Annotated in this window: 13 protein-coding genes and 1 pseudogene; 6 read left to right on the forward strand and 8 right to left on the reverse strand. The window is 69.2% G+C overall.

All coding sequences use genetic code 11. The features are described 5' to 3' along the window. Nucleotides 1-2 precede the first annotated feature (2 nt). From gmhB to I73_RS05025, 5 genes are all read right to left on the reverse strand, one after another. On the reverse strand, nucleotides 3-611 hold the full coding sequence (gmhB, locus tag I73_RS05005; protein WP_022979609.1) for a D-glycero-beta-D-manno-heptose 1,7-bisphosphate 7-phosphatase: 609 nt from the start codon (nucleotides 609-611) through the stop codon (nucleotides 3-5). 4 nt (nucleotides 612-615) lie between these two features. After that, nucleotides 616-2757: a glycine--tRNA ligase subunit beta gene (glyS, locus tag I73_RS05010; RefSeq protein ID WP_022979610.1), complete on the reverse strand. Its 2142-nt coding sequence runs from the start codon at nucleotides 2755-2757 to the stop codon at nucleotides 616-618. 5 nt (nucleotides 2758-2762) lie between these two features. Beyond that, on the reverse strand, nucleotides 2763-3713 hold the full coding sequence (glyQ, locus tag I73_RS05015) for a glycine--tRNA ligase subunit alpha (RefSeq protein WP_022979611.1): 951 nt from the start codon (nucleotides 3711-3713) through the stop codon (nucleotides 2763-2765). A 95-nt stretch (nucleotides 3714-3808) separates the two neighbouring features. Further along, the gene (gene lnt / locus I73_RS26015; protein ID WP_022979612.1) at nucleotides 3809-5359 is read right to left on the reverse strand and encodes an apolipoprotein N-acyltransferase; all 1551 of its coding nucleotides are present in this window, start codon (nucleotides 5357-5359) and stop codon (nucleotides 3809-3811) included. Then, nucleotides 5356-6195 carry an HlyC/CorC family transporter gene (locus tag I73_RS05025; protein WP_022979613.1) on the reverse strand — a complete coding sequence of 280 codons (840 nt, stop codon included), beginning with the start codon at nucleotides 6193-6195 and terminating at the stop codon, nucleotides 5356-5358. Before I73_RS05025 ends, lnt begins: the two co-directional genes overlap by 4 nt. Before the next feature lie 253 nt (nucleotides 6196-6448). Here I73_RS05025 and I73_RS05030 point away from each other — a divergent pair, with 253 nt between their 5' ends. The 6 genes from I73_RS05030 to I73_RS33725 all read left to right on the forward strand — a co-directional run bounded on the left by I73_RS05030 (nucleotide 6449) and on the right by I73_RS33725 (nucleotide 13093). Continuing rightward, nucleotides 6449-7492, forward strand: a complete 1044-nt coding sequence (locus tag I73_RS05030) for a GTP-binding protein (RefSeq protein ID WP_022979614.1) — start codon at nucleotides 6449-6451, stop codon at nucleotides 7490-7492. 128 nt (nucleotides 7493-7620) lie between these two features. Beyond that, nucleotides 7621-8313, forward strand: coding sequence for an RNA polymerase-binding protein DksA (dksA, locus tag I73_RS05035; protein WP_374701945.1), 693 nt, complete (start codon nucleotides 7621-7623; stop codon nucleotides 8311-8313). Nucleotides 8314-8346: 33 nt separating this feature from the next. Then, nucleotides 8347-10149, forward strand: coding sequence for an STAS domain-containing protein (locus I73_RS05040; RefSeq protein WP_026096329.1), 1803 nt, complete (start codon nucleotides 8347-8349; stop codon nucleotides 10147-10149). Nucleotides 10150-10210: 61 nt separating this feature from the next. Continuing rightward, nucleotides 10211-10762, forward strand: coding sequence for an ATP-dependent protease subunit HslV (gene hslV / locus I73_RS05045; RefSeq protein WP_022979617.1), 552 nt, complete (start codon nucleotides 10211-10213; stop codon nucleotides 10760-10762). Continuing rightward, a complete protein-coding gene (gene hslU / locus I73_RS05050) occupies nucleotides 10759-12132 on the forward strand; it encodes an ATP-dependent protease ATPase subunit HslU (RefSeq protein WP_040499590.1) in 1374 nt (457 codons plus the stop codon). The genes hslV and hslU overlap by 4 nt, the downstream gene beginning before the upstream one ends. A gap of 55 nt (nucleotides 12133-12187) precedes the next feature. Further along, nucleotides 12188-13093, forward strand: coding sequence for a potassium channel family protein (locus I73_RS33725; RefSeq protein WP_022979619.1), 906 nt, complete (start codon nucleotides 12188-12190; stop codon nucleotides 13091-13093). Here I73_RS33725 and I73_RS05060 read toward each other — a convergent pair. The 3 genes and pseudogenes from I73_RS05060 to I73_RS33730 form a co-directional block, all read right to left on the reverse strand. Next, nucleotides 13040-13810: a type III pantothenate kinase gene (locus tag I73_RS05060; protein WP_022979620.1), complete on the reverse strand. Its 771-nt coding sequence runs from the start codon at nucleotides 13808-13810 to the stop codon at nucleotides 13040-13042. The genes I73_RS33725 and I73_RS05060 overlap by 54 nt on opposite strands. A gap of 85 nt (nucleotides 13811-13895) precedes the next feature. Beyond that, a complete protein-coding gene (locus tag I73_RS26025) occupies nucleotides 13896-14573 on the reverse strand; it encodes a sigma-70 family RNA polymerase sigma factor (RefSeq protein WP_234409412.1) in 678 nt (225 codons plus the stop codon). After that, nucleotides 14549-14733 (reverse strand): annotated as a pseudogene (locus tag I73_RS33730) (hypothetical protein); the annotation flags it as partial. The pseudogene I73_RS33730 and the gene I73_RS26025, both read right to left, overlap by 25 nt.

Genomic DNA, 14733 nt, shown 5'->3' on the forward strand with positions numbered 1-14733 from the left:
CCTCAGTGGCCTTGCGCGTCGTTCGGGGCGGGCTTGGCCGCCGCGTCGCGCTGAAGCAGGTAACGGGCAAAAGCGCCCAGATCGTCGTGCACCACGGTGCCAGGCACGGACTGCACCCATTGCAGGCGTTCGCCCTCGGTGACCTCGGCGGCACGGCCGGTCTTGATCAGGTGCGGCGGACAGCCGGCGGCCCGAGCGGCCTGCAGGTCGCGCAGGGTGTCGGCCACCATGGGCACCTGCTTCAGGTCCACGCCGTAGCGGCGGGCGATGTCGAACATCATGCCCGGCTGGGGCTTGCGGCAGTCGCAGGCCTCCTCCGGGGCATGGGGGCAGAAGAACACGGCGTCGATGCGCCCGCCCTTGGCCGCCAGCATCTTCATCAGCCGCAGATGCACCGCATTGACCGAGGCCATGTCCACCAGGCCGCGGCCGATGCCGCCCTGGTTGGTGGCCAGCACCACATGCCAGCCGGCATGGTTGAGCTGGGCCACGGCCTCCAGCGCGCCGGGAATGGGCTCGAGCTCCTCGGGTTCCTTGACGTGGTCCTCGCGGAAATGGTTGAGGATGCCGTCACGGCCGATGATCATGAGCTTGGGCGCGGCGACCGGCATGGGCTCAGCTCGCCAGACGGGACAGGTCGGCCACGCGGTTCATCGCCCCGTGCAGACCGTTGAGCAGGGCCAGCCGGTTGGCGCGCAGGGCCGGGTCCTCGGCATTGACCATCACGTCCTCGAAGAAGGCGTCCACCGGTGCCTTCAGGGCCGCCAGGGCTTGCAGCGAGCCGGTGTAGTCGTGGGCCTCGAAGCGGGCGTCCGCCTGCGGCGCGACCTCGGCCAGCGCGGCGGCCAGGGCCTGCTCGGCGGGCTCCTGCAGCAGGGCGCTGTCGATGGCCGTCGGCAGGGCGCCCTCGACCTTCTTCAGGATGTTGGACACGCGCTTGTTGGCCGCAGCCAGCGAGGCGGCCTCGGGCAGCGTGGCGAAGGCGCGCACCGCCTCCAGGCGGCGGGGCACCTCGCCCAGGCGGGCCGGGGCCAGGGCCAGCACGGCATCCACTTCCTGGGCGCTGTAGCCCTGCTCGCGCAGGGACACCGCCAGACGGTCGGTGAAGAAGCCCAGCAGGGCCTCGGTCGGGTTCTGGATCAGCTCGCCAAACACCGGCACGGCCGCGGCGACCAGCGCCGGCAGGTCCAGCGGCAGGTGCTTCTCGACCAGCAGGCGGATCACGCCCAGCGCATGGCGGCGCAGCGCGAAGGGATCCTTGTCGCCGGTGGGCAGCTGACCGATGCCGAACAGGCCCACCAGGGTCTCCAGCTTGTCGGCCAGCGCCAGCACGGTGCCGGTGTGGTTGCGCGGCAGCGCGTCGCCGGCAAAGCGGGGCTTGTAGTGGTCCTCGATGGCGATGGCCACGCCGTCGCGCAGGCCCTCGGAGCGAGCGTAGTAGCCGCCCATGATGCCCTGCAGCTCGGGGAACTCGCCCACCATGTCGGTCATCAGATCGGTCTTGGCCAGCAGTGCGGCCTGAGCCACCTTGCTGTCGAGAACGTCGAAGTGGTCCTTGTCGTCGGCCGTGAACGGCACGGTGGCCAGGCGCAGCTGGCTGACGATGGCATGGGCGATGGCCTGCACGCGCAGGGCGCGCTCACCCTGGGTGCCCAACTTGCCGTGGTAGACCACCTTGGCCAGGCCCGGCACACGGCTCTCCAAGGTCTTCTTGCGGTCCTGGTCGAAGAAGAACTTGGCGTCGGCCAGGCGGGGGCGCACCACCCTCTCGTTGCCGCCGATCACGGCGCTGGGGTCGGCCGGGTGGATGTTGCTGACGATCAGGAACTTGTGGGTCAGCTTGCCGTGGCCGTCCAGCAGCGGGAAGTACTTCTGGTTGGCCTTCATCGTCAGGATGAGGCACTCCTGCGGCACGGCCAGGAATTCCGGCTCGAACTGGCAGGTCAGCACATTGGGCTTCTCGACCAGGGCGGTGACCTCGTCGAGCAGGGCCTCGTCCTCGATGGGCTGCAGACCCTCCTTCGCCGCGGCGGCCTGCAGCTGTCGCACGATCTCGGCGCGGCGCTCGTCGAAGCTGGCGATGACCGCGCCCTGCTCGCGCAGCTGGCGGGCGTAGCTTTCGGCATGGTCCACCGTGACCACCGGCGTGGTGGCCTCGAAGCGGTGGCCCTGCGTCTCGCGGCCAGCGTTCAGGCCCAGGGCCTGCACATGGACCACATGCTCGCCATGCAGCGCGACCAGGCGGTGGGCCGGGCGCACGAACTTCACATCGCTCCAGCCATCGGCCAACTGGTAGGTCATGACCTTGGGGATGGGCAGCTTGGCGATGGCCTCGTCCAGGGCCTTCTGCAGGCCCTCGGGCAGCAGCGCACCGGGCACCAGGCTGTCGAGGAACAGGGCCTCGGCCTTGCCGTCGGGCAGGCGCTTGAGCTGCGGCAGCACGGAGGCATCCGCGCCCACGGCCGCCAGCTTCTTGAGCAGCGCGGGCGTGGGCTGGCCATCGGCCGTCAGGGCCACGGCCACCGGCATCAGCTTCTGCTGCACCGCGCGGTCGGCCGCCTTGGAGAGCACGCCGCTCACGGCCACGCCCAGGCGGCGCGGCGAGGCGAAAGGCGTGACGGTCGCATCGGCCGGCGCCAGGCCCTGGGCCTGCAGGCTGGCGGCCAGGGTGCCGGCAAAGGATTCGCCCAGCTTCTTCAGCGCCTTGGGCGGCAGTTCTTCGACGAACAGTTCAACGAGGAGGGTCTGTGCGGTCATGGTGTTCAGGCCCCCTTCTTGGCGGCCGCCTGGGCGGCCTTCTCGGCCTTGTCTGCGATCTGGGCGGTGACTTCGTCGGCCCAGGCCTTGGGGGCCATCGGGAAGCCCAGCCGGGCCCGGCTGTCCAGGTAGCTCTGGGCCACCGCGCGCGCCAGGTTGCGGATGCGGCCGATGTAGGCGGCCCGCTCGGTCACGCTGATGGCACCGCGCGCATCCAGCAGGTTGAAGGTGTGGGCCGCCTTGAGCACCTGCTCATAGGCCGGCAGCGCCAGCTGGGCGGCGATCAGCTGCTGGGCATTGCCCTCGTGCGCGCCGAAGGCCTGCAGCAGGAACTCGACGTTGCTGTGCTCGAAGTTGTAGGTCGACTGCTCGATCTCGTTCTGCAGGAAAACATCGCCGTACTTCAGGCCATCCGTGTAGACCAGGTCGTAGACGTTCTCGACGCCCTGCAGGTACATGGCCAGGCGCTCCAGGCCGTAGGTGATCTCGCCGGTGATGGGCTTGCAGTCGATGCCGCCCACCTGCTGGAAGTAGGTGAACTGGGTCACTTCCATGCCGTTGAGCCAGACCTCCCAGCCCAGGCCCCAGGCGCCCAGCGTGGGGTTCTCCCAGTCGTCCTCGACGAAGCGCACGTCGTTCTTCTTCAGATCGAAGCCCAGGGCCTCCAGGCTGCCCAGGTAGAGCTCCAGGATGTTGGCCGGCGCCGGCTTCAGGACCACCTGGAACTGGTAGTAGTGCTGCAGGCGGTTCGGGTTCTGGCCGTAGCGGCCGTCCTTGGGGCGGCGGCTGGGCTGCACATAGGCGGCCTTCCAGGGCTCCGGCCCGATGGCGCGCAGGAAGGTGGCGGTGTGGCTGGTGCCGGCGCCCACCTCCATGTCGTAGGGCTGCAGCAGGGCGCAGCCCTGGCTGCCCCAGTAGTCCTGCAGGCGGAGAATCAGTTGCTGGAAGGTGAGCATCACGTCAGGCCGGTCGTTGCGCCGGCATTCAGGGGCTGGAACGGCGCCTCCGGCCACCCCGGCCGGAGCCGGGACAGGGAAGCGAACCGTTCATTTTAGGGTTGCGTGGGCGGCTTGGACCGCGGCTGCCGCGACATCAGGGCGGGCAAGACGCAGAGCACTCCTGCCAGCCACAGCGGCAGCAGGTGCCAGCGGGCCAGCCAGGCGGCGTAGGGCGTGAGGCCCTCCCGCCCTTCGACCACCACATCCAGCCGCCCGGGCGTCCACGCGGGCAGGCGGGCAGTAACCTTGCCGTGGAGGTCGATGGCCGCGGTGGCCCCGGTGTTGGTGGAGCGCACCAGCGGACGCTGGAACTCCATCGCCCGCATGCGGGAAAACTGCAGATGCTGGTCCTGCATCATCCAGCGGCCGAACCAGGCCAGGTTGCTGGCATTGGCCAGCACGGTGGGTGACTGCGGGCCGACCAGGCTGTCGGCGAAGTCCTCGCCGAACAGATCCTCGTAGCAGATCAGCGGCCGCACCCGCTGCCCGGCCACCTCGAAGGGTGCCTCGCTCTGGCCCCGGGCCTGGTCGGCCAGCGGGATGTGCATCATCTCCACGAACCAGTGGAAGCCCGGCGGGATGAATTCGCCAAAGGGCAGCAGATGGCGCTTGCCATAGCTGTAGTCGCGCCCGGCCCGCAGCGTGGCGGCGGACACGCCCAGCATGGAATTGACATAGCCCTGCTCGTTGTCGCCCAGGAAGGTGCCCACCAGCACCGCCCGGTCGCCCCGGGTGAAGGGCTGGATCAGGCTCTGCCAATAGGCCGGGGCCAGGTCGGCCTGCGGCACGGCCAGCACCGACTCGGGCGTGAGCACCAGCTGGCCCGGCGCGGCCAGCACCTGTTCACGCAGGGCCAGCATATTGCCCGCCAGGCGGTTGGGATCGAACTTGATGTCCTGCGGAACATCGGGCTGCAGCAGGCTGACCGAGATCTGCCCGGTCGGCCGGGTGAAATCCGACGGCACCAGCGCGGCCGCCAACGGCAGGGCCACGGCCAGCAGCATCAGCCCACGCCCCCCGGCGCTGCGCCACAGCGCGCGCCCCTGCCCCAGCAGCCCCCCCCACAGTGCCGCCACCGCGGTCAGCCCATAGACGCCCACCCAAGGCGCCAGCGGCGCCAGCAGGCCGTCGGTGTGGGCATAGCCCGGCGCCGCCCAAGGGAAGCCGGTGAACCAGCTGGCCCGGGCCAGTTCGGCCAGCAGCCAGGCGCCGGTGTAGAGCAGCACGTCCACGGCGGGGCGGCCGGTGCGCCAGCGGGCCACCGCCGCCATGGCTGCGGCCAGGTAGAGCGACAGAAAGGCCGCCAGCAGCAGCACCGCAGCCCCGGCCAGCGGCGGCGCCAGGCCACCGAAGTCGTGCATGCTGATGTACAGCCACCAGAGCGAGGACACCAGCCAGCCCAGGCCGAACAGCCAACCGGCCAGGGCCGCACGCCGCGGCGCCAGCCGGCCCACGGCCCAGGCCAGGACCGCCAGGGCGGGAAGCTGCAGGAACCAGGCCCCCAGCGGTGCGGTGGAGGCGGTCAGCAGGGCCCCGGCGGCCGGCAGCAGGGCCCAGCCCCAGGCCGGCCAGCGCCCGGAGGCTTCACGCCACAGGGACTTCACGCGGCGGTCTCACCCGGTGCAAGGCGGCGGACCTTGAACCAGCGCACGGCGCCGCCGCGGGCCAGCATCACGTTGAACTCCAGGCCATGGAGTTGCACGGCCTCGCCGCGGCGGGGCACGCGGCCCAGTTCATGGGCCACCAGCCCGCCCACGGTCTCGAAGTCGGCCTCGGGCAGTTGCACGGCCAGGGCCTGGTTGACCTCGGGGATGGCGGCGTCGCCGGCCACCCGGTAGCTGCCGTCGGCCAGGGTGTAGACGCCACTCTCGGCATCGGCCTCGTCGAACTCGTCCTCGATCTCGCCAACGATCTCCTCGAGCACGTCCTCGATGGTGAGCAGTCCGGCGGTGTTGCCGAACTCGTCGATCACGATGGCCAGGTGGTTGCGGTTGCTGCGGAAGTCGCGCAGCAACTCGTTCAGGCCCTTGGATTCGGGCACGAAGACGGCCGGCCGCAGCAGGGTGCGCAGGTTCAGCTCGGGCGCGCGCTGCAGCTTGAGCAGATCCTTGGCCAACAGGATGCCGATGATGTTGGCCCGGCCGCCTTCCGTGACGGGAAAGCGCGAATGGCCGGTGTCGATCACCGTGGCGAGGATCTCGTCGTACGGGGCGTCGATGTCGAGCATGTCCATGCGGGGCTCGGCCACCATCACGTCGCCGGCGACCATGTCGGCCATGTGCAGCACGCCTTCGAGCATGGCCCGCGACTGGGGTTCGATCAGCTCGCGGTGCTCGGCCTCGGCCAGCGTCTCGATCAGTTCGTCCTTGGAATCGGGCCCGGGCGAGATGAACTCGATCACCCGATCCAGCAGGGTGCGGCGATCGCCGCCATGGGACATCCCGGGGCGATGACCCCGGTGGGAACCGCCGCGCGGCGGTCGACTAGGCTGAGGTTCGGACACGTCGCTTGTGCCGGCAGTGGAGGAAGGCCAAGAATACTCGATTCACTTGACAGGTCTTGAGGCATGGCCGAGAGTGTCCGGCCTTCTGCGGTGCCGCCACGGCGTACATCACCGCGGAACATTGTCGAAAAATCGACGGTGGGCCTCGGGCAGACACCTGCCTGCGGCCCCTTCACGGAGTCCTGTTTCCATGTCCCTCATTCCCGCCACCATCCTCACCGGTTTTCTCGGCTCCGGCAAGACCACGCTGCTCAAGCGGGTGCTGTCCGAAGCCCACGGCCAGAAGATCGCCGTGATCGAAAACGAGTTCGGCGCGGAGAACATCGACAACGACATCCTGGTGTCCGACACCCAGGAACAGATCATCCAGCTGAGCAACGGCTGCGTCTGCTGCACCATCCGCGAAGACCTGCGCAGCACCCTGTCGGACCTGGCCCAGCGCCGCCGCAAGGGCGAGCTCGACTTCGACCGCGTCGTGATCGAAACCACCGGTCTGGCCGACCCGGGCCCGGTGGCCCAGACCTTCTTCATGGACGACGAGGTGGCCGAGAGCTTCCAGCTCGACTCCATCCTGACCCTGGTCGACGCGGTGCATGCCAACGAACAGCTCGACACCCGCCAGGAAGCGCGTCGCCAGGTGGGCTTTGCCGACCAGATCTTCATCAGCAAGACCGACCTGGTGAAGGACGAGGCCGTCGAGGCCCTGTCGCACCGGCTCAAGCACATGAACCCGCGTGCGCCGCAGCGCCGGGTGCATTTCGGCGAGGTGCCCATCGCCGAGGTCTTCGACCTCAAGGGCTTCAACCTCAACGCCAAGCTGGACATCGACCCTGACTTCCTGAAGGCAGACGAGGGCCACGACCATCACCACCATGATCATGACCACGACCATGAACATGGCGAGCACTGCGACCACCCGCACCATCACCACCACGACGACGATGTGAAGTCCTTCGTCTTCCGCACCAGCAAGCCGCTGTCGCCGGCCAAGCTGGAGGATTTCCTGGGCGCCATCGTGCAGGTGTACGGCCCCAAGATGCTGCGCTACAAGGGCGTGCTGTGCCTGAAAGGCAGCGAGCGCAAGGTGATCTTCCAGGGCGTGCACCAGCTCATGGGCAGCGACCTGGGCCCGAAGTGGGCCCCGGGCGAGGCCAAGGAGAGCAAGATGGTGTTCATCGGCATCGACCTGCCCAAGGAAATCCTGCTGCAGGGCCTGGAAGGCTGCATCGCCTGACCAAGGCGCGGTGTGAAAGCCGCGCACGGTCAGGCTGGCTACAATCCGCGCGCCCGAACCCGCTGGCAGTGGTGGGAGAACCACAGCCCGCCTGCTCGGCAAGGGTATAAAGCCCTTTCACTCGCGCAATGGTGAGGAGACCGACCGTGAGCAAGACCCCGGCCAAAACGGCGATCCGGAGCAGCGACTCCGAGGCCGACACCGCCAAGAAGCCCTCCGCCCGGGGGGCCGCCGCAAAATCGGCCGCCCCGCGTCCCGCCGCCGCGCCCATGGCATCCACGGCCAGCTTCAACGACCGTTTTTCCCCAGCGCCTCCCCCGGCCCGACCTGAACCCGAACCCATGAATGCAGTGAAGACCGCCACGAAGGCCGACCCGAAACTCGCCAACGCCTGGAAGACCAAGGCAGGCGGAGAGCTCACCGAAGCCGAACTTCTGGCCATGCCGGATTCGGAGTACATGAACGACAAGCAGCTGGAGTTCTTCCGCACCAAGCTGCAGGCCCTGAAGGACGACCTGCTGTCCAACGCCGGCCAGACCACCGAGAACCTGCGCGAAGACACCTCCATCGTCCCCGACCCGGCCGACCGCGCCACCATCGAGGAAGAGCACGCCCTGGAGCTGCGCACCCGAGACCGCGAGCGCAAGCTGCTCAAGAAGATCTCCCAGTCGCTGGCCCGCATCGAATCCGGCGAGTATGGTTACTGCGACGAGACGGGCGAACCCATCGGCCTGGGCCGCCTGCTGGCCCGTCCGACCGCCACGCTGTCGCTGGAAGCCCAGCAGCGCCGCGAGCTCAAGCAGAAGATGTTCGGGGACTGATGCCCCCTTTTCTCCAGCAGCAAGGCAGGACCCATGGCCAGCGGTAACGGAGACGGTGTGTTTCGCCGCATGGTCAAGCTGGTCGCCCAGCCGGCGCGCGATCTGATCAGCCGCCCGCCGGAAGCGGCGTCCAGCCAGTTTGCCGACGTCGAGAAGGCCGAACTCAAGGCCATGATCGAGCGCAAGCGGCGCAATGATTTCGTGCGCAAGCGCGAGCTGGACATGCTGCGGCGCATCCGCCGCGAAGGCCTCAACGCCGAGCAGGCCCAGGCCCTGAGCGCCTCCTCCCGCATCGACGACAGCGACGTCAAGGCCACGCTGCTGCCCGGCGGCCCGGACCGCAGCGTCAAGGCCAAGATCGACGCCATCGAACGCCAGATGGTAGGCGTGGCCGGCAGCGCCGGGGCCCGTCTGCCCAAGGGGACGACCCCGCCCCCCATGCTGAACACCCCGGTGCCGCCGCCCAGCGTGCCGGTGCGCCAGCTGGCCACCCCGGCCCCCATCCCCACCCACAACGACGACGCCACCCGACCCATGGTCGACTGGCAGGAAACGGGGTTGCCGAAGACGGGCGAGCAGTTGCCGCCCGGCCTGCCCCCGGGCATCACGGTGCCCGTGCTGCACGACACCCTGCCGCCGCCGCTGGAACAGACGCCCAGCCACCCGGCGTCGCCCGCTCCCATGCCCGCGCCGACGGCAGCGACACCGGCCCCCACGGTGGCCCCGGTCGGCCTGGGGGCCGTGCCGGACATCGAGGTCAGCGAGATCTCCCACGACCAGGAACTGGACGAGGCGGTGATCGCCTTCGCCAACGCCGACTTCACCTTGTGCGAGCGCGCGCTGCGGCAGCTGACCGGCGCCGATGGCATCCGGCACGGCCACAACGACACCTGGCTGGTGCTGTTCGACTTCTACCGCGCCACCGGCCAACAAGCCCGCTTCGACACCCTGACCAACGACTACGTGATGCAGCTGCAGCGCTCCGCGCCGCAGTGGTACTCCCTGCCCCAGTTGGTGGCCGAAGCCACGGCCGTGCCGATGCGCGGTCAGGCCAGCGACGTGCAGGTGGCCTGGGTCTGCCCGCCCGACCTGGACGCGGACGGAGTGGGGCAACTCGATTCCCAGACCCTGCAGCTGCCCCAGCCCTGGGCGCTGGACTGGAGCCGGCTCGAACACCTGGATGCCGATGCGGCCGCCCGGCTGTACCGCCTGATGCAGGGCTGGGCCCGGCAGTCGCTGCAGATGCGCTGGCTGGGCACGGACCGCCTGTTCCAGGTGCTGCAGGACGCGGCGCCGGTGGGCATGCGCGATGCCGATCCGGCCTACTGGATGACGCGCATGGAAGCCCTGCGCCTGGTGAACCGGCCCGACCAGTTCGACGAGGTGGCCATCGACTACTGCGTCACCTACGAGGTGTCGCCACCCAGCTGGGAACACACCCGCTGCACGGTGCGGCTGGACGGCGTCGGCGCAAGCACCCACGCGGCCCCGCTGTCGGTGATCGGCGAGGCCATCACCACCTTCCAGGAACTGGGCGAAGGCGAAGGCAGCCTGAGCCTGACCACGCTGGAGTTGTCCGGCCAGCTGTCGGGTGACATCGGTGCCCTGCTGGAGGTGCTGGACAGCCGCCTAGGCGAGGCCCGACTGATCCACATCTCCTGCGCACTGCTGATCCGGGTCGACTTCATCGCGGCAGGCGATCTGCTCAACTGGGTCATCGCCAAGCGGGCCGAAGGCCGGCAGATCCGCTTCACCGAAGTCCACCGCCTGGTGGCGCTGATGTTCCGCGCCATGGGCATCATCGAGCACGCCCCGGTGCAATTGCGCCAGGTCTGAAGGCACCCGCCCCTTCGGTGGGGCTTGAGATCCGCTCCGACGGCCCCAACTACGTCGGACGATGAACACCTACCACGGCACCACCATCCTCAGCGTGCGCCGCCAGTTGCCCGACGGGCGCTGGCAGGTGGCCCTGGGCGGCGACGGCCAGGTCACCCTGGGCCACACCGTCGTCAAGTCCAGCGCGCGCAAGGTCCGCAAGCTCCACCATGACCAGGTGCTGGCCGGCTTTGCCGGCGCCACGGCCGACGCCTTCACCCTGTTCGAGCGCTTCGAAGCCAAGCTGGAGAAGCACTCCGGCCACCTGGTGCGCGCGGCCATCGAGCTCACCCGCGACTGGCGCACCGACAAGGTGCTGCGCAACCTGGAGGCCATGCTCGCCGTGGCCGACCGCGAGGCCTCGCTGATCATCACCGGCAACGGCGACGTGCTGGAGCCGGAGCTGGGCCTGGTGGCCATCGGCTCGGGCGGCGCCTATGCCCAGGCCGCGGCCAAGGCGCTGCTGCTGCACTCCGAGTTGGACGCCCCGACCATCGTCAAGAAGTCGCTGGAGATTGCCGGCGACATCTGCATCTACACCAACCAGAACCACACGATCGAGGTGCTGGAATGAGCACGGACACGAGCACCGACACCCCCTCGATGATGACGCCGCAGGAGATCGTCTCCGAGCTCGATCGCCACATCGTCGGCCAGAACGCCGCCAAGCGCGCGGTGGCCATCGCGCTGCGCAACCGCTGGCGGCGCCAGCAGGTGGAGCCCAAGCTGCGCGCCGAGATCACGCCCAAGAACATCCTGATGATCGGCCCGACCGGCGTGGGCAAGACCGAGATCGCCCGCCGCCTGGCCCAGCTGGCCGACGCCCCCTTCATCAAGGTGGAGGCAACCAAGTTCACCGAGGTGGGCTATGTGGGCAAGGACGTGGACACCATCGTCCGCGACCTGATGGAGGTGGCCATCAAGCAGGAGCGCGATGCCGCCATCCGCCGCCACCGCATGCGCGCCGAGGAAGCGGCCGAGGAACGCATCCTGGACATCCTGGTGCCGCCGCCGCGCCATGGCGGCGCGGAATTTGGTTTTGCCGCCTCCGTCGCCCCGGCCCCGGACAACACCGCCCGCCAGGTCATGCGCAAGCGCCTGCGCGAGGGCGCGCTGGACGACAAGGAGATCGAGCTGGAGCTGGCCGAGACCCGCGCCAATGTGGACATCGTCACGCCGCCAGGCATGGAGGAGATGGCCGAGCAGCTCAAGGGCCTGTTCTCGCAGATGGGCACGGCCAAGAAGACCCAGCGCAAGCTCAAGGTGGCCGAAGCCCTGCGCCAGCTGACCGACGAGGAAGCCGCCAAGCTGGTCAACGAGGACGACATCAAGGCCCGCGCCCTGCACAACGCCGAGCAGAACGGCATCGTCTTCATCGACGAGATCGACAAGGTGGCCACCCGCAGCAACACCCAGGGCAGCGATGTCTCGCGCCAGGGCGTGCAGCGCGACCTGCTGCCGCTGGTCGAAGGCACGACAGTGCAGACCAAGCACGGCATGGTCAAGACCGACCACATCCTGTTCATCGCCTCGGGTGCCTTCCACCTGGCCAAACCCAGCGACCTGATCCCCGAACTGCAGGGCCGCTTCCCGATCCGGGTGGAACTGCAGGCCCTGTCGGTGGACGATTTCCAGGCCATTCTCTCGAGCACCCATGCCAACCTGGTGCGCCAGTACCAGGCCCTGCTGGCCACCGAAGGCGTCACGCTGGAAATCGCGCCGGACGGCATCCGCCGACTGGCCGAGATCGCCTACGAGGTCAACGAGCGCACCGAGAACATCGGCGCGCGCCGCCTGGCCACGGTGATGGAGCGGCTGCTCGACGAGATCAGCTTCGACGCGCCGCGCCATGCCGGCCAGACGGTCACGCTGGACGCCGCCGCGGTGGGCGCCAAGCTGGGCGAGCTGGCCCACAATGAGGATCTGTCGCGTTACATCCTCTGAGGGGGCTTGACCGGGCGCAAGCCGGCGGGCCGCCCGCCTGCCCTAGGCTCATCGCATGCCACGCCCGCCTTCTCCGCCCGCGCCCCCCTCCGATTCCCAGGGCTTTGTCGACCGTGTCGCCAGCTGGGGCCTGAGCCCGGTGGCCGCCGACAACCCTCGGGCCCATCGGATCGAGCAGGCCTGGCGCTGGCCCATCATGGCGGTGCTGGTCTGCACCATCCCGGCCTTCTACGCCGAACTGCTGCAAGACCGGCCCTCCCAACTGGCGGACATGGCCTATTTGGTGGCCGCCATGGTGGTGGGCTCGGCGCTGGCCCATGTCAGCTGGTACACCCGGCGCCCGCTGGCCCACCTGCTGGCCAACCCGACGGATGTGCTGCTGGTGTTCGGCCTGCTGGCGGCAGCCTTCATTCCCGACAGCCGCAGCTCCACCCTGGCGTTGGGCCTGCGGCTGCTGGTGGCTTTCCTCACCCTGCTTCGCATGGTGTGGGCCCAGCAGCACCTGGTCACGCGCGGGGGGGTGACCTACCTGCTCACGGTGTCACTGGGCGTGTTGCTGGCCTGCGGCCTGGGCTTCTGGTGGCTCGAGCCCACCACGCCCACGCTGGCCGATGGCATGTGGCTGGCCTTCACCACCGCAGCCACCGTGGGCTATGGCGACGTGGTGCCCACCACCGCCGCCTCGAAGATCTTCTCCGTCTTCGTGGTGCTGCTGGGCTTCGGCGTGCTCACGCTGGTCACCGCCGCCATCGCCACCAAGTGGGTGGAGACCGAGGAGCGGCTGATCGAGCGGGAGATCATCCACGACATGCGCCACGAGATGGCACTGCTGCGGCGGGAACTGGCGGCGCTGCGCGCGGAGGTGAGCCACTACGTCGAAAGCCACTCTCCGGCCCGACCCGCAGGCTCACAGGGCCAGGCGGTGGGACTGGATCTGCAGCAGCCCGTCAAAAATGAGTGACTCCACGAGTTCGTGGGGCATGTCCAGGTAGGGCGCCACCTTCCAGCCGGCGCCGCCGGTCATCAGCAGCATCGGCTCCTCACCCTCGCTGTGCTCGGCCAGATGGCGGCGCATGCGGGCGATGGCCCCGGTGATGGCGTAGGTGCCGCCGCTGGTCAGCGCGTCGGAGGTGTTGGCCGGGAAGGGCACCACCTCGCCGGTGGGCACCCGCAGGCCGGCCGTGCCGCTTTCCAGGGCCCGCAGCATGATGCCGTGGCCCGGCAGGATCAAGCCGCCCAGGAAGCGGCCGTCGCGGTCCAGGGCATCGACCGTCACGGCCGTGCCCACCATCACCACCACCACCGGCCGCGCCGGCCCGCGCGCGAGCATGTGGCCGCGGGCGCCGATCAGCGCCACCCAGCGGTCCGCGCCCAGGCGCATCGGGTGGTCGTAGCCGTTGGTCACCCCAGCCTCGTGGGCCGAGGGCACCACCCAGCGCGGCGTCAGGTCCCACAACTCCAGCTGCTCCTCGACGCGACGGCGCACCGCCTCGCCGGCCACCACGCAACCCAGCATGGACGCCGGCACCGGCAGCGAGCGCCAGTCCTGCTCGGCCAGCACATCGATGTTCTCGAGAAACACCGCCCCCTGGGCCAGCACGGCCGCGCCAGGCTGGGGAGAGGCGTAGAGCGCCCACTTCAGCCGCGTGTTGCCGATATCGATCGCCAGAAAACTCATCGCGGGTCCATCGCTGTCAGTCGGTCGAAGGGATTATCGACCCACGATGCCCTGGCCCGCCCCGGGGCCCGCCAGCGTCGCCAGTTCAGGCCCCGGCCACGGGGTCGACGGAGGTGCGCGACAGCACCTTCTGCATGAGCTCGCCCCAGCTGCCCGCCGGCGAGTGCGCCAGTTCGCGTTCGCGCTGGGAGATGAGGTCCTGGAAGGCCTGGGATTGCTTGTCGGGGTATCGATCCAGCGCGCGCTGGCGCGGCGGCTCGGCAAAGTGGGCCGCAGCCTTGCGCACCACCGAGTGGTAGATCTGCGAGACCCGGGACGGCGTGACCTTGAGCGACTTGGCCACCTCCACCGGGGTCAGCCCCACCCCCAGATAGGACTCGATGACCATGCGCTCGCGCTCGGGCAGCTCGGCGAAGAACTGCTCCAGGCGGCGCAGCACGATGCCGGTGTCCACCCGCGCCTCGACCTCTTCCTGGGGGGTGGCCGGGTGGTGGCGGTGGCTGGCGTCGTCGGGCTCGTCATCCAGACTGCTCTGGTTGCGTCCCATCTGGTCGGCCTGCAGCAGCGCCTGCACCTCGTCCATGTCCAGCTCGGTCAGCTCGGTCAGCTCGGCCAGCGTGGGCTCCTTGCCGTGGCGGCTGCGAAAGCGCTCGCGCGCGATCTGGATGACCTTGATCTTGCGCCGCTCGCTGCGGGAGAGGAAATCCATCTGGCGCAGCTCGTCGAGCATGGCGCCCTTCACGCGCATGCGCGCGTAGCGCACAAACGCCTGCTGGGCCTCTTCGGTCTCGCGGTCCCCCTCCCATTCGAAGTGACGGCCGCCTGCGCCACGGCGATCAGACCGACCTGGATCAGATCCGCGCGCTCCACGTTGGCAGGCAGATGGCGCACCAGCGCCTGCGCCTGCTTGCGCACCCAGGATT

This window comes from Ideonella sp. B508-1 (assembly GCF_000333615.1).
GTDB lineage: Bacteria > Pseudomonadota > Gammaproteobacteria > Burkholderiales > Burkholderiaceae_C > Ideonella.

Bases quoted from the DNA above. Each gene is read 5' to 3' on its own strand.
- I73_RS05040 (WP_026096329.1), top strand. From the start codon at position 8,347: ATGGCCAGCGGTAACGGAGACGGTGTGTTTCGCCGCATGGTCAAGCTG.
- glyS (WP_022979610.1), bottom strand. From the start codon at position 2,757: ATGACCGCACAGACCCTCCTCGTTGAACTGTTCGTCGAAGAACTGCCG.
- I73_RS05030 (WP_022979614.1), top strand. From the start codon at position 6,449: ATGTCCCTCATTCCCGCCACCATCCTCACCGGTTTTCTCGGCTCCGGC.
- I73_RS05025 (WP_022979613.1), bottom strand. From the start codon at position 6,195: ATGTCCCATGGCGGCGATCGCCGCACCCTGCTGGATCGGGTGATCGAG.
- hslU (WP_040499590.1), top strand. From the start codon at position 10,759: ATGAGCACGGACACGAGCACCGACACCCCCTCGATGATGACGCCGCAG.
- gmhB (WP_022979609.1), bottom strand. From the start codon at position 611: ATGCCGGTCGCCGCGCCCAAGCTCATGATCATCGGCCGTGACGGCATC.
- I73_RS05060 (WP_022979620.1), bottom strand. From the start codon at position 13,810: ATGAGTTTTCTGGCGATCGATATCGGCAACACGCGGCTGAAGTGGGCG.
- glyQ (WP_022979611.1), bottom strand. From the start codon at position 3,713: ATGCTCACCTTCCAGCAACTGATTCTCCGCCTGCAGGACTACTGGGGC.
- dksA (WP_374701945.1), top strand. From the start codon at position 7,621: ATGGTGAGGAGACCGACCGTGAGCAAGACCCCGGCCAAAACGGCGATC.
- hslV (WP_022979617.1), top strand. From the start codon at position 10,211: ATGAACACCTACCACGGCACCACCATCCTCAGCGTGCGCCGCCAGTTG.
- I73_RS33725 (WP_022979619.1), top strand. From the start codon at position 12,188: ATGCCACGCCCGCCTTCTCCGCCCGCGCCCCCCTCCGATTCCCAGGGC.